This is a genomic window from Micromonospora sp. NPDC048898 (genome assembly GCF_043198035.1).
Classification (GTDB): domain Bacteria; phylum Actinomycetota; class Actinomycetes; order Mycobacteriales; family Micromonosporaceae; genus Micromonospora.
In genome coordinates this window covers 30,525-51,957 of record NZ_JBICUF010000003.1, presented here as the reverse complement: position 1 = coordinate 51,957, position 21,433 = coordinate 30,525, and the positions used below count along the sequence as shown (strand labels likewise).

General features: G+C 70.3%; 20 protein-coding genes, 1 tRNA gene and 2 pseudogenes. 15 read left to right on the top strand and 8 right to left on the bottom strand.

The genetic code is table 11. The annotated features are described in order from the left end of the window. The first annotated feature begins 191 nt into the window (after window positions 1-191). Together ACGFIQ_RS10495 and ACGFIQ_RS10490 are read left to right on the top strand one after the other, a co-directional pair. Window positions 192-1,232: a hypothetical protein gene (locus ACGFIQ_RS10495; RefSeq protein WP_393242324.1), complete on the top strand. Its 1,041-nt coding sequence runs from the start codon at window positions 192-194 to the stop codon at window positions 1,230-1,232. A gap of 103 nt (window positions 1,233-1,335) precedes the next feature. Continuing rightward, window positions 1,336-1,743 (top strand): four-helix bundle copper-binding protein, encoded by a 408-nt coding sequence (locus tag ACGFIQ_RS10490; protein ID WP_357525350.1) that lies wholly within the window; start codon window positions 1,336-1,338, stop codon window positions 1,741-1,743. A gap of 9 nt (window positions 1,744-1,752) precedes the next feature. On the opposite strand, the gene ACGFIQ_RS10485 is transcribed toward ACGFIQ_RS10490, so the two are convergent. Next, window positions 1,753-2,076, bottom strand: coding sequence for a plasmid stabilization protein (locus tag ACGFIQ_RS10485; protein WP_393242321.1), 324 nt, complete (start codon window positions 2,074-2,076; stop codon window positions 1,753-1,755). 690 nt (window positions 2,077-2,766) lie between these two features. On the opposite strand from ACGFIQ_RS10485, the gene ACGFIQ_RS10480 reads away from it, so the two are divergent. Next, window positions 2,767-3,069 carry a MerR family transcriptional regulator gene (locus ACGFIQ_RS10480; RefSeq protein ID WP_357067091.1) on the top strand — a complete coding sequence of 101 codons (303 nt, stop codon included), beginning with the start codon at window positions 2,767-2,769 and terminating at the stop codon, window positions 3,067-3,069. Between the two features lie 220 nt (window positions 3,070-3,289). Here ACGFIQ_RS10480 and ACGFIQ_RS10475 read toward each other — a convergent pair whose 3' ends face one another. Further along, window positions 3,290-3,670: a VOC family protein gene (locus tag ACGFIQ_RS10475; protein ID WP_393243168.1), complete on the bottom strand. Its 381-nt coding sequence runs from the start codon at window positions 3,668-3,670 to the stop codon at window positions 3,290-3,292. A 74-nt stretch (window positions 3,671-3,744) separates the two neighbouring features. Further along, entirely contained in the window at window positions 3,745-4,830 is a 1,086-nt protein-coding gene (locus ACGFIQ_RS10470) for a GTPase (protein ID WP_393242318.1), read from the bottom strand. Between the two features lie 204 nt (window positions 4,831-5,034). Between ACGFIQ_RS10470 and ACGFIQ_RS10465 the strand changes: the two genes are divergently transcribed. Together ACGFIQ_RS10465 and ACGFIQ_RS10460 are read left to right on the top strand one after the other, a co-directional pair. Continuing rightward, complete coding sequence (locus tag ACGFIQ_RS10465) at window positions 5,035-5,493, top strand: DUF4304 domain-containing protein (RefSeq protein ID WP_393243166.1); 459 nt, start codon at window positions 5,035-5,037, stop codon at window positions 5,491-5,493. Between the two features lie 4 nt (window positions 5,494-5,497). After that, window positions 5,498-6,076: a hypothetical protein gene (locus ACGFIQ_RS10460; RefSeq protein ID WP_393242315.1), complete on the top strand. Its 579-nt coding sequence runs from the start codon at window positions 5,498-5,500 to the stop codon at window positions 6,074-6,076. A gap of 402 nt (window positions 6,077-6,478) precedes the next feature. Here ACGFIQ_RS10460 and ACGFIQ_RS10455 read toward each other — a convergent pair whose 3' ends face one another. Further along, entirely contained in the window at window positions 6,479-7,249 is a 771-nt protein-coding gene (locus ACGFIQ_RS10455) for an MBL fold metallo-hydrolase (RefSeq protein ID WP_393242312.1), read from the bottom strand. A 51-nt stretch (window positions 7,250-7,300) separates the two neighbouring features. On the opposite strand from ACGFIQ_RS10455, the gene ACGFIQ_RS10450 reads away from it, so the two are divergent. From ACGFIQ_RS10450 to ACGFIQ_RS10430, 5 genes are all read left to right on the top strand, one after another. After that, complete coding sequence (locus ACGFIQ_RS10450) at window positions 7,301-7,687, top strand: MerR family transcriptional regulator (protein ID WP_393242309.1); 387 nt, start codon at window positions 7,301-7,303, stop codon at window positions 7,685-7,687. Window positions 7,688-8,317: 630 nt separating this feature from the next. After that, a complete protein-coding gene (locus ACGFIQ_RS10445) occupies window positions 8,318-8,539 on the top strand; it encodes a hypothetical protein (protein WP_393243216.1) in 222 nt (73 codons plus the stop codon). A gap of 275 nt (window positions 8,540-8,814) precedes the next feature. Beyond that, on the top strand, window positions 8,815-9,393 hold the full coding sequence (locus ACGFIQ_RS10440) for an amidohydrolase family protein (protein WP_393242306.1): 579 nt from the start codon (window positions 8,815-8,817) through the stop codon (window positions 9,391-9,393). An 8-nt stretch (window positions 9,394-9,401) separates the two neighbouring features. Further along, a complete protein-coding gene (locus tag ACGFIQ_RS10435) occupies window positions 9,402-9,998 on the top strand; it encodes an amidohydrolase family protein (protein WP_393242303.1) in 597 nt (198 codons plus the stop codon). 601 nt (window positions 9,999-10,599) lie between these two features. Continuing rightward, entirely contained in the window at window positions 10,600-12,315 is a 1,716-nt protein-coding gene (locus ACGFIQ_RS10430; RefSeq protein WP_393242300.1) for a hypothetical protein, read from the top strand. Window positions 12,316-12,525: 210 nt separating this feature from the next. On the opposite strand, the gene ACGFIQ_RS10425 is transcribed toward ACGFIQ_RS10430, so the two are convergent. Further along, window positions 12,526-12,601 (bottom strand) — tRNA-Arg (locus ACGFIQ_RS10425). Window positions 12,602-12,761: 160 nt separating this feature from the next. Between ACGFIQ_RS10425 and ACGFIQ_RS10420 the strand changes: the two genes are divergently transcribed. Further along, entirely contained in the window at window positions 12,762-13,457 is a 696-nt protein-coding gene (locus ACGFIQ_RS10420; protein WP_393242297.1) for a hypothetical protein, read from the top strand. A gap of 214 nt (window positions 13,458-13,671) precedes the next feature. Here the strand turns inward: ACGFIQ_RS10420 and ACGFIQ_RS10415 are convergent. Together ACGFIQ_RS10415 and ACGFIQ_RS10410 are read right to left on the bottom strand one after the other, a co-directional pair. Then, a pseudogene (locus tag ACGFIQ_RS10415) lies at window positions 13,672-14,697 on the bottom strand (alpha/beta hydrolase); the annotation flags it as partial. Between the two features lie 421 nt (window positions 14,698-15,118). Then, window positions 15,119-15,541 carry an HPF/RaiA family ribosome-associated protein gene (locus tag ACGFIQ_RS10410; protein ID WP_393242294.1) on the bottom strand — a complete coding sequence of 141 codons (423 nt, stop codon included), beginning with the start codon at window positions 15,539-15,541 and terminating at the stop codon, window positions 15,119-15,121. Between the two features lie 304 nt (window positions 15,542-15,845). On the opposite strand from ACGFIQ_RS10410, the gene ACGFIQ_RS10405 reads away from it, so the two are divergent. The 3 genes and pseudogenes from ACGFIQ_RS10405 to ACGFIQ_RS10395 all read left to right on the top strand — a co-directional run bounded on the left by ACGFIQ_RS10405 (window position 15,846) and on the right by ACGFIQ_RS10395 (window position 19,775). After that, window positions 15,846-16,715 (top strand): single-stranded DNA-binding protein, encoded by an 870-nt coding sequence (locus tag ACGFIQ_RS10405; RefSeq protein WP_393242291.1) that lies wholly within the window; start codon window positions 15,846-15,848, stop codon window positions 16,713-16,715. A 343-nt stretch (window positions 16,716-17,058) separates the two neighbouring features. Next, window positions 17,059-18,039 (top strand): annotated as a pseudogene (locus ACGFIQ_RS10400) (cobalamin biosynthesis protein); the annotation flags it as partial. 194 nt (window positions 18,040-18,233) lie between these two features. After that, entirely contained in the window at window positions 18,234-19,775 is a 1,542-nt protein-coding gene (locus ACGFIQ_RS10395; RefSeq protein WP_393242288.1) for a cobyric acid synthase, read from the top strand. A gap of 304 nt (window positions 19,776-20,079) precedes the next feature. Here ACGFIQ_RS10395 and ACGFIQ_RS10390 read toward each other — a convergent pair whose 3' ends face one another. After that, complete coding sequence (locus tag ACGFIQ_RS10390; protein WP_393243164.1) at window positions 20,080-20,481, bottom strand: rhodanese-like domain-containing protein; 402 nt, start codon at window positions 20,479-20,481, stop codon at window positions 20,080-20,082. A 274-nt stretch (window positions 20,482-20,755) separates the two neighbouring features. Between ACGFIQ_RS10390 and ACGFIQ_RS10385 the strand changes: the two genes are divergently transcribed. Then, window positions 20,756-21,379: a uridine kinase gene (locus tag ACGFIQ_RS10385; protein ID WP_393242285.1), complete on the top strand. Its 624-nt coding sequence runs from the start codon at window positions 20,756-20,758 to the stop codon at window positions 21,377-21,379. Window positions 21,380-21,433 lie beyond the last annotated feature (54 nt).

Genomic DNA, 21,433 nt, shown 5'->3' with positions numbered 1-21,433 from the left:
CCCACCGGGCCCGCTGCTCGGCGCCGCTCGACCGGTGCATGATCCACTCGGGTTCATGAAAGTCGGGGTGTCCCGGGTGGTCTGACGCCGCGACTTTCGTGAACCCGAGTCGATCACCGGGTTTGGTGCCGGGACCGCGCGGGCGGAACCGGGCGCGCCCGTCGTTCGTCCCATCCTCGGATGGAGAGGTGGTGAGCCGGATGCGCTCGGGTCGAACGGCACTGGCGGTGGCACTGCTCGGCGTGGCGCTGAGTGGCTGCGGTGGCACGGGCAGCGGTGGCACGGGCAGCGGTGGCACGGGCAGCGGTCCGGGCGGGACAAAGGATCCCGGCCCGGCCCAGATCGTCGACGCGTGGAGCTCCTGCGCCAAGGCCGCGCCGCAGGCCGGCGCGATCCTGTCGGTGCCGAACACGGGGGCGCCGACACCGGCCGGTGTCGAACCGAAGATCGGCCGCATCGACCCCGACTTCACCCCGGTCGCCGCCGTGCTCTGCGGGCGGACCATCACTCCGGGCCCCAACGGAGGACAGGAGCAGGTCGCCACCGAGCAGCGCGCCGAGCAGATCGCGCCGCTGCTCACCGCGCTACGCCTGCCCGACCAGGAATCGGACGCGGGCATCGCCTGCACACTCGACATGGTCGTCCCGCCGTGGTTGGCCCTGCTCGACGACCGGGGGCGCTGGCTGCGGCCGTACGTGCCGACGGACTCCTGCGGTAAACCACGCGCCGAGGTGCTGACGGCGCTCGCCGAGCTGCCGATGACCACCGTGGACAGCCGTACCATCGGGCAGGTCGAAGCCCCGGAGGCCGAGGCCGCCGGATGCTCGCAACGGTGGACGGACATGGTGGCGGTGGAGACCACCATCGGCCGCGCCGGGCCGCCCGCGCCGCCCACGTCGGCGGCCGTCGAGCCGCTGCGACTCTGCGTCTACCAGGTGCCCGCGACACAGCGGGGCAGCGGCAAACCGGCGGGTGATTTCGTGTACGGCGGACCGCTCCCGGCCGAGCGCCAGGCGGGCGTGCTCCGGGCGTTCGCCAACCGTCGGGCGGTGGCCGACTGTGCCACGCCGGCCTCCCGCTTCGCGGTGCTGCGGCCGCTGGACGGCACCGGCGGCCCCGACCGGTACGTGGAACTCGACGGCTGCCGACGCTTCCTGGTCGCGCCACCGAGCGGCGGAGCGCAGCTCGGCCAGGGCGACGACGCGCTGGCCGCCCTGCTGGGGCCGGTCTGAGCCGCTGACCGGGGGACCACCGCGCGGGGCGAGGTATGCGGGGCGAGGTGTGCGGGGCGAGACTTCGGGTACGGCCGAGGGGACCCGACGAGAGGACTCCCCGATGCCGAGCACCACGATGTCGATGCTGGAGACGTACCCGAAGTCGATCAACCTGGACCGCGCGAAGCTGGCGGCGACGATCGACGCCCTCAACGACTGCGCCCAGGCCTGCACCGCGTGCGCGGACGCCTGCCTCAGCGAGGACATGGTCGCCGACCTGACCAAGTGCATCCGGACAGATCTGGACTGTGCGGACATCTGCGCCACCACGGCCCGGGTGTTGTCCCGACACACCGGTTACGACGCGAACCTCAGCCGAAGCCTGCTGGAGACGTGCGCCACGGCGTGCAGGTCGTGTGGGGACGAGTGCGCCCGGCACGCCGACCAGCACGAGCACTGCCGGATCTGCGCGGACGCCTGCCGGGCCTGCGAGCGGGCCTGTCGGGACCTGCTGGCCACGATGAGCTGACCCGCCGCCCTACTTCGACAGGGCCCGCTCCAGCTCCGCCTTCGACATCGACGAGCGCCCCTTGATGCCGCGCTGCTTCGCCTCGTTGTACAGCTGCTCCTTGGTGCGACCCTGCGCGCCGCTGTGGGAGCGCTTACCGCCACGGTACGCGGACGACACGTCGTTGCGCGACGACCGGCTCGACGTGCGGGCCTCGCCCGAGCGGGCCCGTTCCTTGTTCACCGTACGAGCGGCGATCTCCTTGGCCCGCCCGGCGGAGGCGCCGCGCTCCTGCGCGCTCTCCTTGATGTGCTCGTACTGCCGTTCCCTCTTCGGGCTCGATCCTGCTGGCATCGGTGCCTCCCGCAGTCGCTGTGGACTCGGCTCGTTCTCTTCGCCACGATGCCCCGTCGCCACCAGGATCAAACAGGTGCGCTCGCCGTACCCAGGTCCCGGTCGCGCTGACGGGGTTGCTCGCGCTGACAGAGAAAATCTCTGCGCGAAGCGCTAGATATTCTTGCCGGCGTGAGCTAACGTTCCTGAGGTCAAAGACGGAGCAAGTAAAGACGCCGACGTGCCGCCCCACCCGAGGGCGAAGGAGCCGGGCCAGGAAGCTTTTGGGCCCGCTCGGTTCTGTCGCAGTTGGTTTCACGCACGAGAAGTTGCGGGTGAGGCCGAGGCTCGTTCAGGGCTTCACCCGAGGTAAGCAGGGTTCGTCGCCGTGTCGGGGCCATGAAGTCGCGTGGGGCTCGGACACCGACGGACAGCACGAGGAATGGCAGAGGAAATCAGAGGCAAGGGAGGGCACTACACCGTTGGATCGCCCGCTGCCAGCCGCAGTCGTGGGCTGGGCGCGGACACCGCAGTATCCATCGAGCGAGAGGTGGTCTCCGGTCACGCTTATGCGATCCTCGCACCCGATGCCGTCGTCGACGGCCGGTGCGGACAAGACAAGCCGACGTTCCGTCGGCAGATGGTGTTCCTGACCCACAACCCTTGGGCCCCGGTGCTTCCGAGCACCGGGGCCCTCGTGATGGAGGTTTCATGACCCAATCCGACGACATGCTCGACGACGAGGACTACCCCGCCTACACCATGGGCCGTGCCGCCGAGATCCTCGGCTGCTCACAGGACTTCCTCCGTCGGCTCGGCGACGCCAAACTGATCGACCCGCAGCGCTCCAGTGGCGGGCACCGCCGCTACTCCCGCTATCAGCTGCGCCTGGCCGCGCGAGCCCGGGAGATGTGCGACCAGGGCACCGACATCGCCTCGGCCTGCCGGATCATCATTCTCGAGGACCAACTCGAAGAGGCCCTTCGACGCAACGAGCGCTACCAGCAGGGCTGAACTCACCCCACGCGTCGGCCCCCCACGGGTGACGCCGACCGCCACACGGTCCCTCCCGCCAGGGCAGGGACCGTTCGTCGTCTACGGGGGTGGACCTCGTTGGCATCAGGAGGATCCGCCGTGCGAAACCCAGTTCGTACCCCATGGTTTCCTCCACGCGGTCGGCTCGCCCAGACGGAGGTACGTCGGTGTCGGACGCTGTGGCTCGATCATGGACGCGTCAGAGCCGTTGGACGATTTGGATCGGGTTGCCGTCCGGGTCGGCCGTCCACGCGATCAGCAGGTGGTCGAGCCACCGGTGCGGTGCGGCCAGGGCGGGGGCGCCGTTCGCCGTGAGGTCGGCGTACGCGCCGGCGGTGTCGTCGGTCCAGAGGATTATCGCCGCTCGCTGCCCCTGGGGTACGGGGTCGAGCCCGTGATCGTCTCGGGTGGAGGTCACCGAGGCGATACCGATCTTGTAGCCATCGAGCACGAGATCGATGTGGATCGGCTCACCCTCGACCGGCACCCGGAAGGTCTCGGTGAAGCCGAGGCCGGTGTAGAACTCGGCGGCGCGTGGCACGTCCTCGCTGAACAGAACCACCTGAGGGCTGCGGAACATCGACACGGCGCGACCTTATCAACGCGGGAGCCCCGCGTCGGGGCGGCACAGCGGCGCGGGACTCGGGTGGACCGCTACTGTCCCAGGATCCTGAAGACTCCGGCCACAATTCCAGAGACAATCCAGGAGCCGGCGGCCTTCAGTTTGTCCAACAGGCCCGTCGACGCTCTCGTGGCGATCACGGCCTCAGTCTCGGCGCTCTGCTGAGTGGTCACGGTGATATTGGCGACACCGGACCCGACGTTGATCGTCGTCTGGTGAACGGGCAACCCGTCGGAGACATACGAGTGGGTCGTCGTGGTTGGGGTGGACGTCGAGCGCCGATCGACGGGCCGGACAACGGCAGCCGGCATCGCGGCACTCGGCGTGGTCGCCCGTCGGGGAGTTGGAGCCGGAGCGGGCGTGGGGGCCGGGGCGACTGCGGCGCCTTTGCGGCGCCGGGGTTTGGGGGGTTTCGGGGTGGCCTGCCGCGTCGGGTCAGGGTCGTCTTCCTCCGTGGCGTCCTCGTTGGTGACCCGCGAGATGGTCGACAGCACGAACGCGTCGAACCCAGGCGCGCTCACCCGCTCCAACATGGCGAGCCAGAGCTTTGCCATCCACCGTGACCGATCAGGGGTGCGTTCGCGAGTGTTCGTCACCGGGACGAAGGGGATCCGTTGGGCGCGGTCCCCGATCATTTTTTCCATTTCCTCGCGCAGCGCCGCGCTTCGCTGGGCCAGGTCTTCGGGGTAATCGCGGGGGGTGAACTTGTCGGCACGGGTGAGCACAACGACGGCACGGTCCCACAGGTCTTTGCCGAATTGCTTCGTGAGCGCCCCGATCGCGTCGTATTCGCTGCGCTCGACCCGGGTGTCATCGAGCTTCGTGACGAACAGGACAAGGTCGATTTCGCCGGCCTCCTGCTCGATCAGCGCCAGATAGCGCTCGTCGTTGGACCGGTCCCACCCGGCGTCACCGAACCCGGGCGTGTCAATGAGGATCATCGCCGACTCGCGATACTTGGCGTCGTACCGCTCGATCTTGGCGGTCGTCGGTCGGTATTTTCCCGTCTCGGCGACCGAGGCGCCGACAACCGAGTTGATGATGCTCGACTTGCCCACGCCGGTCCGGCCCACCACCAGGATCCGGGTCGCGCGCTGCTTGGGGGGTTTTGGGCTCACCAGACTCCTGTCTGTGCAACGGGATCCCTACTGATGGTGAGGGTCCCACACCCCGTCAAGCCCGACAGGCCGATCTTGGACGCCAACCGATGCGCTGAATGCCGCACCGTCCGAGACGTCGTACCGCCCTGCTCTTGCCAGGTCGTTCATGCTTGGCGTCAGGTTCCGGCTCTCCGACCACGAGCGGGTGAGGACTTGGGCGTCGTGCAGGCCACCTATCGAGCGATGCTGCGCGACGATGTCGCTCCCGCCCTACGCGCCCTCGGCTGCACGGGGTCGGGCTCGCGGTACACCCTGCCGGACCCGGAGTCCTGGGCACTGCTGGGCTTTCAGTCCTCGCGGTTCAACACCAGAGAGCACCTGACGTTCACGGTCAACCTCTGCGCCGTACCACGGATCGTCTGGGAGTCCCGCAGGCGTGAGCAGAGCCAGCTACCCCTGAAGCCCTCGCCGGGCACCTACTACGGTGACTTCGTGTGGTCCTGGCGGCTCGGCCACCTGATGCCGGTGGACCAGGACGTCTGGTGGGACCTGAACGAGGATGTCGAGGCCACGGACGTCGCGAGCGAGGTCGTCACCGCCATCGAGGCGTACGGCCTTCCCGCTTTCCGCGAACACCTTCGAACAGGTACGGCGGGCCGGCCCCGGAGAGCCCTAGGCTGACGCGATGTCGGCCGAGCACCACGTGATTGACCTCGTCGAGAACGACCCCCAGCCTGCCCGCCTTACGGCCAGCCGGCCGTGGAACGTACGGCTGGTGGCCGCCTTCGCGGTCGGCGTCGTGCTCGGCGGTGCCGGTGTCGGCGTGTTGCGTTCCTCGCGGGTGGAGCGGCAACGCAACGCGGCAGTCTCCCTTGTGGCCTTTCCGGTATCCAGCGGCAGTTTGGGCGCGGACACCGACGTCGTCCAGATGGACGGGCAACTGGCGGTCATCAACGCCGGCCCCGCGCCCATCACGGTAAAGTCGGCCACCGGTCAACGACCTGGGGTCCAGGTCCAGGACACCGGCCAGTCTCGACTGGTACGCCCCGGCGGCACCACCTGGATCAGTGTCAAGCTGCGCATCGAGTGCGCACTCGCCTTCGGGAGCGAGCCGCTGTCGATACGGTTTTCCGTCGAGACCGCCGACCGGCAGGTCAGAGAGGTCAGCTATCCCGTGGCGGTAGCGGGAAGCGCCTGGCACCAGGGGGCCGAGCGTCCCTGCACGATCCTCGCCGATCTCGCAAGGCGCCACGGCCAGCGCTGACACCGCCGAGATCGGTCAGGAAGGCCCCGGCCGAAGATCCACGCAACTTCGGTGAAGTTGCTGTCTCCGCGACGTTCGAGGGGCCACTTTCCCTGTTCTTGCTCGGATCTTGACCGGCGCGACGCGAGGAAGCCGCACTGGGCGGCAAGACGTCGCCCCTACTGGGCGAGCGCGTCAGTCGCGGCCTGGGCGATGAACGGGTGAGCCGTGACCTCGGACAGGGCATCTTGCCAATGGCCGAGCGGGATGTGGACGTCGTGATGGTGCCGCCGAAGACTCTTGCTGCACCCCCGCCGCGGAGAAGGAGCCCGCCACCGCCGGTGCTGCCGCAGTTGCTGATGCCAGGACCCGCCCCCGCTCTAGATCGTGGGTTCCGCTGCTCGTTCACCTGCGCCAGCAGCGTCAGTGCTCAGAGAAGCTGGGGTCGTGGGCATTGACGACCCGCACCGTGCCTTCGGATGCGAGTTCGGCGAGCCTGCGGATCGTCGCGAGTCGGTCGTCTTCGTTGTGCTGGCTGGCGCGTGCGAACGCTTCGAGCGCGGGGGTCGCTTCACCGGTGAGTTGGGCACGGTGGTGGATCGCGTCCCCGACGTGCAGGATCGGCTGGGCGCCGTCCGTGCTGTCGACGAGAACCCCGGAGTGTCCTGGCGAGTGTCCCACCAGGCCGACGAGTCGGATCGACTCGGGCAATCCAGCCAGTCGATAGCTGGCGAACCCGTGCCAGTCCTCCGTGCGCGTCGGTGACGGCGCCCAGACAACACCGTGCGCCCATTGCGACGCGACAAGTCCCGCATCGCCATCAGCAACGATGGCGCGGCAGCCGTCCGACGCGTGCACACGCACCCACGGGAAGTCCGCCAAGCCGTCGACGTGGTCACGATGATGGTGGGTAAGGATCACGTCGGTGAGATTCCGCGGGTCCAGCCCAAGGGCCGAAATGCGAGACCGCAGGGTTTCGGCCGGATCGAGCACCGGTCCGGTCTGCGCCAGCCACCACTCCCCAAGACGGGCTTCCGGCACCTTGATGCCCTCGTGCCCAATACCTGTGTCGACGGCGATCAGTCGCCTCCCGTCCTCGATCAGCAGGACGCGGCAGATGAAGTGTGACGAGCCGTAGACGGCCGTGCCACCCGGGGCGTTGAGTGTTCCGCAGTCGAGTTCGTGGACACGCATGGTCGGAAGGGTAGAAGTTCGTGTCGGCTCGAAGTCAACGACAATGACTCCATGCGAACCGACGTCTTACGGATCGGCGCAGCCGCAGAACGACTCGGCGTCACCACCCACCTCCTCCGTCACTGGGAGGCCGAGGGCGTCATCGAACCGCCTCGAACCGCCGGCGGCGCACGCCTGTACGACAACCAACTGCTCGATGCCTTGGCGATCGCCATCAGGTGCCAAGAGGCAGGCATGCGCCTGGACAAGATCGCGCAACTTCTGAACGGCGACCGGCGCCAGCGCATCGAACTGATTTCCGATCAACGCGACGCCATAAACCGCCAGCGAGACCGGCTGACGCGCACGGCATCGTTCCTCGACCACGTTCTCGAGTGCTCCCACCCTGTGGTCCGCGACTGCCCTGCGTGCCACGACTTCCTGACAACAACGACATGATCCACAACAGTTGACCGAGCTGACCTGCCCCTCGAAGCGGTGATCAAGATCGGTCAGCGCGACTGTTGCCGCTGGTAGATGTGGTGCGCCCGGCAGGATTCGAACCTGCGGCCTTGGGATTAGAAGTTGAATCGAATACGGGTTAGCCCGTGATCGTGAGTTGCAAGGGGTGGCTATCTGTCCAGGTAGACACCCCTTTGCATGCCGATCTGTGCTCGGCGGTGTTGGAGTGTCCGAGCGCGTCCGGGCTCACATTGGGCTCACGTCAGAGTGTGCTTGGGGCGAGGTGAAGAGCCTGCCCGGCGCACAGGCACTTCTTCCTTCCCAACGGTTCGGGTGGGGCTATTCGTGGTGCTCGCGCACTTCGGTTGTTACGTGACAGCCTGGACGGACGTAGCAAGCGTCAGCGCTGTGGCTTGCGATGGCTGACATCAAGACCGCAACCCGCAGGAACTGCGCGAATAAGGCCAACCAGTATTGGCTACTCTATGTCCCCATATCGTAGGGAACTCTTTGCTCTTAGATTCACCTCAGTCGTAGTCAGGCCTAGGCCCAATGCCGCGTAGCGTACGTTGATCATGTGGGTGTGTGGGGCTGGAGTCGGTAGATATGAATGGTGGCTGGCCTGTCGTGGCGATCACGCACCAACAGGCCGTCGACAGGCTGATGGCCACCGGCGTGTCACGGGCGGACGCGGAATATGTCGTCGGCTGGTACGCCGCTCCCAGCGATGCCTCCACGACGGTCGTCGACACCGTCGAGCAGGTGACCGGTCGCCCGGCGCGCACGTTCGCACAGTGGGCGGCCGAGCACGCAGAACGCTTCCACGCGCCCCAGGTTATGCCCGGCTAGGCCCAATGCCAGGGGGATGAGCGTTGTCACTGGTCATGCTGAGGGTTTCGGAATGACGGTGATGGCGTATTCGACTTTGGTGGATGCTGGTTGTTGAGCGTGCTCGACCGGCACCCACAGATCGATCCTGAAGCCCGGCTGCACGGTGGTCACAGCCGGGTCCGTGGACCCCGGTCACGCAGGCGTCGTCGTATCTCACTGACCAAGGCCCCGTGCGCGGAGCGCCGTCGGCTGAGAGTGTGGCCGGGAAGGTTGAGCTCGACGGGGGAGGGCCGATGACGAAGCATGCTGTCCGGGCGGCGCGGATGTTCGACGGCGAGCGGCTCGTGGACGGCGGGGTGCTGATCCTGCTGGACGACGAGCGCATCGCCGACGTGCGCCGAGGTTGGGCCGAGGCGCCGGTGCGCGAGGAGCCGGACGGCACTGTGCTATCCGGCCTGGTCGACGCGCACGTGCACCTGTGCGCCGATGCCGGACCCGACGCACTCGGCCGGCTCGCCGAGCGTTCCGAGACGGACCTCGACGCGGTCGTCGAGGCGTCGCTGCGCACGCACCTGGCGGCCGGCGTCACGACCGTACGGGACCTGGGAGACTGGCGCGGCGCCGTGCTCCGGTGGCGGGAATGGGCGGTACGGAATGACCTGCCGACGGTGGTGGGGTCGGGTGCGCCGATCACCAGCGTCGGGGACACTGCTGGTCCATGGGGGCGAGGCGAGCGGCGTCGACGGGATCCGCGAGGCCGTGCGGTTGCGGGCGGCGGGTGGCGCCGACCTGGTGAAGGTCATGGCCAGCGGCGGGGTGTTCACCCCCCGGCACCGACGTCACCCGCCCGCAGTTCACCGACCAGGAGCTGACCGTCGCGGTGAAGCGGGCGCAGGAGCTGGGCCTGCCGGTGACCGCGCACGCACACGCGCACGCGCTGAATGCGGTCGAGCAGGCGCTGCGCGTCGGTGTCGACGGCATCGAGCACTGCACGTGCGTGACCGCGGCCGGTGCCCACGTCTCCGGCGAGATCGCGGACCGCCTGGCCGCGTCCGGGGTGGCGGTCTGTGCGACGCTCGGGACCGACCCGGCCGTGGTCACGCCGCCGGAGGTGGTGGCGATGGCAGCCCGGGCGGGGCTCAGTGAGGCCGCGCTGCGCGAGGGCGCCGCCACCCTGCACCGGGCCGGGGACCGCCTGGTGGCCGGGTCGGACGCGGGCCTCGGCCCGGCGAAGCCGCACGGGATCCTGCCGGAGACGCTCGTCGAGTACGTCGCGTGCGGCATCCCCGCCACCGCCGCCCTTGCCGCAGCCACCTCGGTCGGCGCCGAGGTGTGTGGCCTGGGGCGGCGCAAGGGCCGCGTCGGCCCCGGATTCGACGCCGACCTGCTGGTCGTGGACGGTGACCCGACGACCGACATCACGGTACTGCGCCGCCCGCTCGCCGTGTACCGCGCCGGCAACCCGGTGAGCAGATGATCGGTCCCACCCGAATCATCACTCGATCGGCGGGACGGGGACCGGAAGGGCTTCCGATCCGAAACAGGTTTTGTCCGTGCCCTCAATGCCATGGATAACTTCCTATGAGAGTCCGTCAGTTGGTGCGGCCCTTCGCTAGCGATCGGTTCGCCCTCTCCGATTGAAGATCGACAATCAGGTGTCTGTACCGCGACCTGGAGCTGCGATGTCTCGCCCGGAGCGACCCATCGACCCTTCCCCGGGCCTTCGCCGAGGAACGGCCACAAGCCTCTGGCGTGGAGACAAGGAGCCCTGATCCCACCCTCGCGTCAGGACGGTCGCAGCGGCCCCACCGTCGGCGACGGCTCCTCGCGGCTGATCTGAACGGTATTGGGCCTGATGCTAGTGAGGTCCGACCTGTGAATAGTAAGTGCTTCGCGGCTTTCATAATAAAGAAGAGCAATTTCAAGACATAGGCACTTGTGTTAGTCTCCTTGGGTTCGTCGCTCCCGGTATCGCTAATTCGGAATTCCCATCGGCCTGGTCTGGTATTACCTCCGGGTCGGTGTTCGGGTTGGGGAAATGTCGTCCTGAATGGTGCATAGGGAAGGAGAGAACCTCGATGTATCGGACCCGCCCGCTGCTCGGCCGTCTGTTCTCCGGCGTTCTCGCCCTCGGGATCGTCACGACGCTGGCCGTACCCCAGGCGGTCGCGGACCCGCCGAACGGCGGCGAATCCCTCCGCCTGCTGGCGAAGGCCGCGCCGGATGAGTGCTTCGCCGGTATCGGAGTTCCCTACCCGCCCGGTCCGCCGTGCGCCGAGGGCCAGCCCAAGGTGAACCAGGCGTACGTCTGGGGGCTGGCCCAGACCGGCCGGCGGCTCTGGTTCGGCACCGGCGCGAACGTCCTCTGCCTCAAGCCGGAGGGCTACAACGTCCGAGAGCCGATCCTCAACGACGACTACGCCTGCGAGTACGGCGACAGTCAACCGGCACAGCAGAACCCGCAACTGCCCGCCACCCTCGGGGATCACCGTCCACCGCAGGTGTTCACGTACGACCTGTCAACCGACGATCTGCGCGAACGCACCGCCGACATCGTCGGCGCGTCGGAGGCGGACGCCGATCTGCTGCGGTCCACGGCCGGACTCCGCGCCGCCGCCGCACACCACGGCGTCGTGCTGCTGGGCGGACCCAGTGTTGTCGACGGGGTGAACCTCTTCGCGTTCGACTCGTTCAGCGGGCGGTACCTCGGTTCGGCCAATCTCACGGCGTACCAGAACATCCGCCACTTCACGGTCGCGGCCGGCGAGCTCTATGCCGGCGTGGGTCTGGGCGTCAATGGCGGCGAGTCGGGCCAGGTACTGCGCTGGACCGGCAACCGGGCGGCCCCGTTCACCTTCGTCGAGGTCGGTGACCTGCCGACCCAGGTCGCCGACATCACCGCGCACCACGGCCGGATCTACGTCACGACCTGGCCGAAGGCCATCGTCGACGGCTCCGCCGCCGCTCCGGTCGTGGACACCAGTGGTCTTGCCAGCGTGTGGATGAGCCCGCCGCTGGCCACCGGAGCGCCCGGTCTGACCGTGGACGACGCGCACGGCTGGACCCAGGTGTGGACGGTCGGGGAGTACGAACCCGACCCGGTGGTGGCCCAGGCGTACGCGCTCGGCGGCCTCGCCTCCTTCGACGGTCACCTGTACTGGGGCACGATGCACGTGCCGTTGCAGGCCACCGCCCTGCACCTGGCTACGTACCCGCCGCGAAGCCCGGCGCAGGTCCAGGCGACCGTGCAGAACACGCAGCGGGCGCTGGGCGTCTTCCGGGGCCGGGCGTTCGGCACCGCCTTCGAGCAGGTCGAGACGTTGTACGGCGAATCCGAACTGCCTGCTTTCGATCCGACCGCGAACGGTGGTACCGGAGCCTGGGCGTCCACGCCGACCGGCCAGACCCCGAGGTACGGCGAATCCGGCTTCGGTGACCCGTTCAACCTGTACGCCTGGAAGATGGCGGTCGCCGGTGACCGGCTCTACATCGGCACCATGGACTTCGCCTACATCTCGCTCGACGGGGAGATGCCCACCCCCGATCCGGGCAGCGCCGAGGCGACACCGCCCACCTTCGGGGCAGACCTCTGGGCGTTCGACTCCGCCGACGAGGCCGCCCGACCGGTCGACACCACCGGTCTCGGCAACCCACTCAACCAGGGGGTCCGCACGATGATCCCGTACGGCTCGACCCTCTACGTCGGCACGGCGAACCCGATGAATCTTCGTGCCGACCCGACCCCGGGAGTGCCGAAGGGTGGCTGGGAACTGATCGAACTGACCCGCCCCTGACGACTCGCCGGCGTGGACTGACCCACCGCCGGCTGTCGAACACGACCGGGGCGGTGATCGTCACCGTATCGGGAGCGTCGTGGACGGCTCCACCAACAGCGGCCGTGATCTCTTGCAGCGTCATCGGAAGCACGGGATGAACCTATCGTGGCGGGCAGAGGTCGCGCCCGATCCATTGGTCGGTGTTGCTGACATCAGCCTGGTCTTTTGTGGTGCGCCCGGCAGGATTCGAACCTGCGGCCTTGGGATTAGAAGTCCCCTGCTCTATCCGCTGAGCTACGGGCGCGTGTGGCGTGGATGTCGCGCCCAGAGGGTACCGCCGCCCTGCTGCCCGGTGGCGAAAAGGGTGCCCGCGTCCACGTCGCCGAGCAGGGTCTCACGTCGACCCCACGGCCGGCATCTGGGTTCCCACGGACCGGCGTGGCCTCGGACCGTACCTTTGGCTGGTGCTGCTGGATCCCGACGCCGAGAACGACGTCGCCTACGAGCTGTGCCAGGTCGTCGGTCGCGCCATCCTGCCGTACCGGTCGGACGACGACTTCGGCACCGCGTTCTTCTTCCAGGGCGGCGACGACCCGGTGGGGGAGTCGCTGCTGACGGCGGCCGACCTGGTCGGCGCGTCGGGTGGTGAGCTGGGGCTGCGGGCGAGCGTCACCGAGCCGGCGGGGGTCGCGCCGGCCGCCGTCTCCGTGGGCGAGATCGTGCCCGGCTGGGCGCAGTTTCCGGGCGACGGGGTCGCGGTGTTGCCGACCGCCGGCCTGCACCGGTACGCCGGCGACGGCGGCTGGCGGTGGCGGGTCCAGCCGGTACCGGCGGGGATCGCCGCCGGGCCCGAGGTGGTCGCCCGCCTCACCGCCGACGCCGGTTCCGCTTTCGTGCTGGCCCATGGGGTACGCGAAGACGGGTCGCGCCCGCTGGAGGTCGCGGTCGAGCGGGTGGTCCGCGACGGGGACGCCGTGCGGATCACCACCGAACTGCCGCCGGGGTACGTCGGCGCGCCGATCTTCGTCGTCCAGCCCGACGCGACTGGGGAGCTGTCGCCGTACTGCCTGGGCCTGGTCCTACCCGGCGTCGGCGAGCACCCGGTAGCGACCTTCGACCGGATCCGAGCCGTCCTTCCGGCGACGCCCGGCGACGTCTGAGCGCGCCCGGCGACGCCCTCCGGGATGGTCAGCCGCCGGCTGTCGCCGCACCCGCCGTGTCGGTCGCGGAACGTCGGCTCTCCGGTAGGCCAGCCTCGACAACTGTCGAGCCGCCGCCGGTCGAGGCCCCGGCAACCGTTGGCACGTCGGCTGGTGCGACTTCGGGCGGAACCCCTTCGGTGGTGGCAGCCCGTGCGGCCGGCACCGCGCCTGCCGGGGCTGTGCCGGCCGGCGCGGAATCGGCGCTGAGGGTATCGACCGCCGCGGGATCGGCGCTGGCCGGGGCGGTGGGGCCGGCGGCGAGGAACGCCTCGGCCCAGCGGCCGACCTCGTCGAAGACCTTCTTGCGTACGGCGGGGCCGGAGAGCGTGAGGTCGTGCATCCCACCGTCGAAGCGAGCCAGGGTGACGTGGCGGCCCAGGCGGGGTGCGTAACGGACCATGTGCTCGACGTCCAGCACGGCGTCGGCCAGGGTCGCGTTGTCGTGCCACCTGGTGCCCCGGAAGGAGCGGGTCGAGCAGGCCAACAGCACCGGCACCTGGATGTCCAGACCGGCGCGTAGCCGGCGTTGACCGGTGCGGATCGCGTTCAGCCAGCCGGCCCGAACGGGGAACCCGGCCAGCGGCTTCCACGCCAGGTCGTACGTCCACTCGCCGCGGTGGTCGGAGTGGAGGCTCTCGCCGTACACCGTGCGCAGCCCGAGCGGCAGGATGCGGTGCGGCGCCCTGCGGCCCAGCCGGGAGACGGCGGCCGCGAGGGGTCGGCGCACCGCCCAGGGGGCGTTCAGGTCGAAGAACGGGCTGTTGAGCACGAGACCGTCGACGGTGCCGGTGTCGCGGCGGGCGTCCGCCCAGAGCGAGATGATCAGGCCGCCGGTGGAGTGGCCCATCGTCAGGAGGGTGTCGTGCCCGTCGTCCTGACGAATGATCGCGGCGGCGGCGTCCAGCTCGGGGAAGTAGTCGCTGATGTCGCGGCAGAAGTTCGGGGTCTGACCCGGAAGCAGGCTGCGACCATATTTGCGTAGGTCGAGCGCGTAGAAATCCCAGCCGCGCTCGGCGAAGAAGTCGGCCAGGTGGGTCTGGAAGAAGTAGTCGACGAACCCGTGCACGTAGAGCACGGCCCGCCCGGTGGGACGCGCGGCCCGCCGCCGGACCAGGGTCGCGACGACGGGACCTTCGCCGTCGGTGCCCAGGTCGATCGTCTGCCGCTCGTACGGCGGCCCCAACACGTCCGGTTCCACGAACGCGACGCTACGCCGGCAACCTACCCAGCGGTAGCCCATGGTCTTGGTCCTCGTCCTCGGCCCCTGGTCCGGGGTCCTCGGTCCGCCCCGCCAGTCCTGGCCCCGCCCCTGCCCTGCCCCTGCCCTGCCCCTGCCCTGCCCCTGCCCTGCCCCTGCCCCGCTCTTGTCCCGCGATCTTGCACTTTCTGTCGCGGCATAAGGTGCAGTAGCCCGCATGTCGGGGACAGAAAGTGCAAGATCGCGAGGGCTGAGCCAGGTCGGGCCAGGCCGGTCGGGCCAGGCCGGTCGGTCCAGGCCGGTCGGTCCAGGCCGGTCGGGCCAGGCCAGTCAGGTCAGGCCAGTCGGGTCGGACCGGGCCAGGTCGGACCGGGCCAGGTCGGACCGGGCCAGGTCGGGGTAGGCGGCGCGGGCGCGTGGGTCAGGCTGTTTCCGCGTCCGCTCGTGCGGGGTCCTGGTCGTCGGTGGGGTCCAGGTCGGCCTGGGGCTGCGGGATGTCGCGCAGGTGCTTGTTGTGCCGGGGCTCCTGGCGGGTCTTGGCGTCGTTGAGCCGGCGGCGCAGGTCGTCGCGGACGTCGTTGAGCGCGGCGTGCAGGTCCTCCTCCGCGGAGGTGGTGACGATCTTCTGCCGGCCAGCGATCCAGCATTCGAGGGTGACCTTCTGGCCACGCGCTTCGCGATCCTTCACCGACACCTCCAGCTCGGTGGCGTCGGCGTGGAAACCGGCCAGCCGGGCGTCGAGGGTGGCGAACTGCTCGGCGATCCAGTTGCGGTCGCCCTGCGAGAACCCGGCGCCCACCCGCAGGCACTCGGCGACGGTGGCCGGGTTCGCCGCGGCGCTCATCGGCGGGCCTCGGAAGCGATCGCGGAGCCGATTCTGGTGATCATCATGACGCTGACCTCTCGTCGACGTGGAGCTGTCGGTGGTGCGTTGATCAAGTACATACCCAATCTGGTCGGCCTCGGAAACCGCCGACGCCCAGCCGGGCGGGTCGGCCGTACCACATCGAGGCGTGATCAGGGCGTTGTCCACAGGTGGGTTCGTTGTCCACAGGTTCGGGGGTGGGTGCTGGCGGTGCTCACGCGCAGCGCCGAGGCTCGGTGTCGAGTCGACTCGCGTTGGCAGGCCCCGATCCCCTGGAGGGACGATGTTCGACACGTACGTAACAATTGTCGGCAATGTGCTGACTTCACCCGAGTGGCGGCGCACCACCCAGAGCAACACGCTGGTGGCCAACTTCAAGGTCGCCTCCACCGCCCGCCGACTCGACCGGGACAGCGGCCGGTGGGTCGACGGCAACTCGCTCCGCGTTCGCGTCAACTGCTGGCGCAAGCTCGCCGAAGGCGTGGCGGCCTCCGTGATGGTGGGTGATCCGGTGGTGGTCTGCGGTCGGCTCTACACCCGCGACTGGACCGACGACGCCGGCAACCACCGCACCCTCTACGAGCTGGAGGCGGTCGCCGTCGGCCACGACCTGTCCCGGGGGCGGGCCCGTTTCCTGCGCAACCGGCCGAGCATGACGACCAGCACCGTGGAGGACGCGGAGGCCGAGAGCCGGGTGCACGGCGAGCCCACCGAGCCGGTGCCGGCGGGGGACGAACCCGTGCTGCCCGACGACCGGCCGCTCGACGACGACTTCGAGCTGCCCGACTACGGCGCACTGCGTACCAGCCCGTTCATCGAGGAGCCGGTTGGCGACGCTGTCTCCCCGGCCGGCGGGGTTCCCCTTTCCGGCGGAGTCTCCCCGGCCGGCGGAGTCTCCCCGGCCGGCGGAGTCTCCCCGGCCGGCGGAGCCTCCATGGCCAGTGGGGTTTCCCCGGCGAGTGGGCAGATCGGGCAGGCCATTGTTCCGCCGGATCTCGACGACGAGTTGGCGCTCTCGCCCGAGGCGACCGACGACAGCACCGACCGCGACCTGGACGACGAGTTGGGGCCCGCGCCGGACGAGGGGCAGCCGGAGCCGACGCAGTCCGGTCGGGGACGGCGCGGTCGGGGCCGGGTTCCGCAGCCAGCCTGACCGATCGGTTCGGCGATCGCGCCGGTTCGGCGATCGCGCCGGTTCGGCGATCGCGCCGGTTCGGCGATCGCTGATCGGGCGGCGGCCGAGCGGTACGAGGTCCTGTGCTGGTCGCCGGTGCTGAGGCGGCACGGCACAGGTGGCCTGGCACGACGGGGGTGGGGTGGCGTCGCGACCAGCGTCGTCACCCCGCGTGCCAGCAGCGGCGGAGTCGGGGGACAGTGGTGGCTGCGGCCTTCCATGAGGCCCTGACTGCCGGAGCACCGTGGGTCGGCCTGGTTCCCGGGACGCTCGTCTAGGCTGGCCGGCCGGGGGGGTGGTGCGGGTGCGACGGACAACGCCGGTGGCGAATGCGGTGGGCTTGCTGGCCGGGTACGCGCTGGACCGGCTGCTCGGTGATCCGCGCCGCTGGCATCCGGTGGCTGGCTTCGGGCAGGCCGCTGGTGCGTTGGAGCGCCGCCTCTACCGGCCGGACCGGACGGCGGGAGCGACGTTCACCGCGCTGGCCGTGGGCGGGCCGGTGCTGCTCGGGGCGGTCGCCGCAGCGGCTACCCGGCACCGGCCGGTGACCCGGGCGGTGCTGGTGGCCGCCGGCACGTGGACCGTGCTGGGCGGTCGTACGCTGCGCCACGAAGCCACAGTCATGGGCCGTACGCTGCGTGCCGGTGACCTGCCCTCCGCCCGCCGACGCCTCGGCCACCTCTGCGGGCGGGACCCGTCGACGTTGGGCGAGCTGGAGTTGGCCCGCGCCACCGTCGAGTCGGTCGCCGAGAACACCTCCGACGCGGTCGTCGCCCCGCTGGTCTGGGGCGCGATAGCCGGCCTGCCCGGCCTGCTGGGCTACCGGGCGGCGAACACCCTGGACGCCATGGTCGGCCACCGGTCGGCGCGGTACGCCCGGTTCGGCACGCCGGCCGCGCGGCTGGACGACCTGCTCAACCTGGTGCCGTCGAGGGTGACCGGGCTGCTCACCATCGCCGTCGCGCCGGTCGCCAACGGGGATCGGCACCGGGCCTGGCGGGTGTGGCGGCGTGACCGCAACGACCATCCGAGCCCCAACGCTGGCCAGTGCGAGGCGGCGATGGCCGGCGCGCTCGGCGTCCGCCTCGGCGGCCGCAACGTCTACTACGGGCGCTCCGAGGTACGGCCGTTCCTCGGCGACGGCCCCCGCCCGGAGGCACGGCACCTCAAGCGGGCCGCCCGGATCTCCGGCGCGGTCGGGCTGGCCGCGGTCGGGCTGGCCGCCGCCTACCCGGTGACCCTGGGCCGCTTGGTCGGTGCCCTTGGTCGCCGTGGGCTCGGTGCCGTGGGTCGCCGTGGGCTCGGTGCCGTGGGTCGCCGTGGGCTCGGTGCTGTTGGTCGCGGTGGGTCTGCTGCCGTGGATCGTGGGGCCGGCGCTGTTGGGCGTCGTGGGTCTGCTGCCGTGGATCGTGGGGCCGGCGCTGTTGGGCGTCGTGGGTCCGCTGCCGTGGATCGTGGGCTCGGCGCAGGTGAACGGGTGCGGCGGGGGAACGGGCGGTGAGCGGCGGGCTGCTGGTCGCCGGCACGACCTCCGACGCCGGCAAGAGCGTGCTCACCGCTGGCATCTGCCGCTGGCTGCACCGACAGGGCGTGAAGGTGGCGCCGTACAAGGCGCAGAACATGTCGAACAACTCGGCGGTGGTCGTCGGGCCGGACGGGCGTGGCGGCGAGATCGGGCGGGCGCAGGCCATGCAGGCCGCTGCCTGCGGGCTCGCACCCGACCTGCGGTTCAACCCGGTGCTCCTCAAGCCGGGCAGTGACCTGGCCAGTCAGGTGGTCCTGCTCGGCGAAGCGGTCGACACGATCACCGCGGGCACGTTCCGGCACCTGCGACCCCGGCTCGCCGAGACCGCGTACGCGGCGCTCGCCGAGTTGCGTGACACGTACGACGTGGTGATCTGCGAGGGCGCCGGCAGCCCGGCGGAGATCAACCTGCGGGCCGGCGACTACGTCAACATGGGGCTGGCCCGGCACGCCAACCTGCCCACCATCGTGGTCGGCGACATCGACCGGGGTGGCGTCTTCGCCTCGATGTTCGGCACCGTGGCCCTGCTCGACCCGGCCGACCAGGCGCTGATCGCCGGCTTCGTGATCAACAAGTTCCGGGGTGACCTCGGGTTGCTCCAGCCGGGGCTGGACATGCTGCGTCACGTCACGGGTCGTCCCACGTACGGGGTGCTGCCCTGGGCACTGGACCTGTGGCTCGACGCGGAGGACTCCCTCGCCTACGGCCGGGTGCTCGGCCGCCCCGCCGCCCCGCACGGCACCGAGTGGTTGGACGTGGCCGTCGTCCGCCTGCCCCGGATCAGCAACGCCACAGATGTGGAGGCGCTGGCCACCGAGCCGGGCGTTCGCGTACGCCTCACCATCGAACCGGCCGAGTTGGCCGCCGCCGACCTGGTCGTCCTGCCCGGCTCCAAGTCCACAGTCGCCGACCTCGCCTGGCTGCGCGAGACGGGCCTCGCCGACGCGGTGGCCACCCACGTGGCGGCCGGTAAACCACTGCTCGGCCTCTGCGGCGGTTTCCAGATGCTCGGCCGCGCCATCCACGACACGGTGGAGAGCCGGCGGGGCAGCGTACCGGGGCTCGGCCTGCTGCCCATCGAGATCACCTTCGATCCCCGCAAGACCGTCCGGCAGTCGGTGGGCACCGCCCACGGTGGCGTCGCGGTGCGCGGCTACGAGATCCACCACGGGTACGTCTCGCAGGCCGACCCCGGTCTGAGCCCGCTGTTGACCGGCGACGACGGTGCGAGCGAGGGAGCCGTGCTCGGCGCGGTGCACGGCACGCACTGGCACGGGGCGTTCGAGTCCGACGGGTTCCGCCGGTGGTTTCTGACCGAGGCGGCTCGTCTGGCCGGCCGCACCGGGTTCCGGGTCGCGCCGACGACCAGCTTCGCCGCCGCTCGGGAACGTTCCCTCGACCTGCTCGGCGACCTGGTCGAGGAACACCTGGACACCGACGCCCTCTGGCGTCTCATCGAAGCCGGCCCACCCGCCGGCCTGCCGTTCATCCCACCCGGCCCCCCACCGTCCTGACCCTCGTGGCCGGTCCAGCGCCGCGCCCGGCCCACCTTCCTAGCCGGGCACCGTCCCATGCGGAGCGTGCGGGCAGGGCAGCGAGGCGTCTTCTTGAGCCGCCCGCGTGTCGGGGACCCGCCGGGGATCACTACCTCCCGCATGATCGTGCTCGATCCTTGTTGTAGTGGCCTCGTCCGCGCAAGGAGGGGCCTATTTCCTGGATCGAGCGCGATCTTGAGGCGGGCGGCCCCCGGCCGCCCGCCCGGCCGGGCCGGGTGGCGGCGGGGTGGCGGCGGCGGGGTGGCGGCGGGGCGGGGTGGGATCAGGGGCGGATGTCGGCGGGGTTGTCGGTTGTGGGGAGGCCGGCGGCCAGCCAGGCGTCGACGCCGCCGATCATGTCGGTGGCCCGGCGCAGACCGAGGGTTTGCAGGCTGGCCGCGGCGAGGCTGGAACTGTAGCCCTGCCGGCACACCAGCACGATCTCCCGGTCGTACCCGGTGGCTTCCGGGATCCGCCAGGCGCTGGCCGGATCGAGCCGCCATTCCAGCACGGTCCGGTCGATGACGACCGCGCCTGGCAGGTCGCCCTGTTCACGGCGCTGCAGGTCGGTACGGGTATCGACAAGCAGCGCGCCGCCGCGGACCGCCTCGACGGTCTGCTGCGGAGTCAGTCGGTGCAGCCCGGCGCGGGCCTGTTCGAGGAGGGCGTCGATGCCGGGGCTCATCACGTCTCGGAGCACCACCCGATCATGCCGATTCGGCAGCACGACGGGCGGCGAACGGGCTGCCCGTCACCCGTCACCGCCCCAATTCCCTCGGACGTGACGGTGCCGGCCGGGGCGGTCAGCCGGACGGGTCAGCGTGGCCCACGTTGACCGCGGTAGCCGGGCGATCGACTCGGTTCTGCTGATGTCGCGGTGTCCCGCTGGCAGGGATAGCGCGACATCAATGATCTGGAGTCGATCACGCCTGGACTGCGGTCGGCGGCATACTTTGGTCATGCCCGTGGCGGTCGTCGAGGCGTACGCCGAACTGGCTCGTCGGGTGTTCGCGGGCCCGGCGCGGTTGGGGCGGACCCGGCTGGTGGCGGTCGACGGGCCTAGCGGCGCGGGTAAGAGCCGGTTCGCCGCGCACCTCGCGGATGCCCTGGCGGCGCTGCTCGACGGTGACCGGCCCCCGGTGGTGCACACCGACGACCTGCTCGACGGTTGGGACGACCAGCTCAGCTTCTGGGCACGCCTCGACGAGTGGGTGCTCACCCCGCTGCGGGAGGGGAAGCCCGGCTCCTATCGGCGCTACAGTTGGGTGCGGCGACGCTTCCTGGCCCGGCCGGTGCCGGTGCCGGTGATGCCGGTGCTGGTGGTGGAGGGGGTCAGCGCCGCCCGCGCGGTCGTCCGGCCGGAGTTGACCCTGGGGGTGTTCGTCACCGCGCCCGCGTCGTTGCGGCTGGCCCGCGCGGTCGCGCGGGACGGGCCGGAGATCCTGCCCGAGCTGCGTCGCTGGCACGCCGGGGAACGGGCGCACTTCGCCGCCGACGACACGGCCGCCCGCGTGGACCTGCTGGTCGATGGCGCACCCACGCTGCCGTACGACGCGGACCGGTACTACGTGCGCATCCGCTGAGCGTGCCCGGGCAGTGGACGAGCGTCACCGGCTCCGGCACGATGCGTGCAGGGA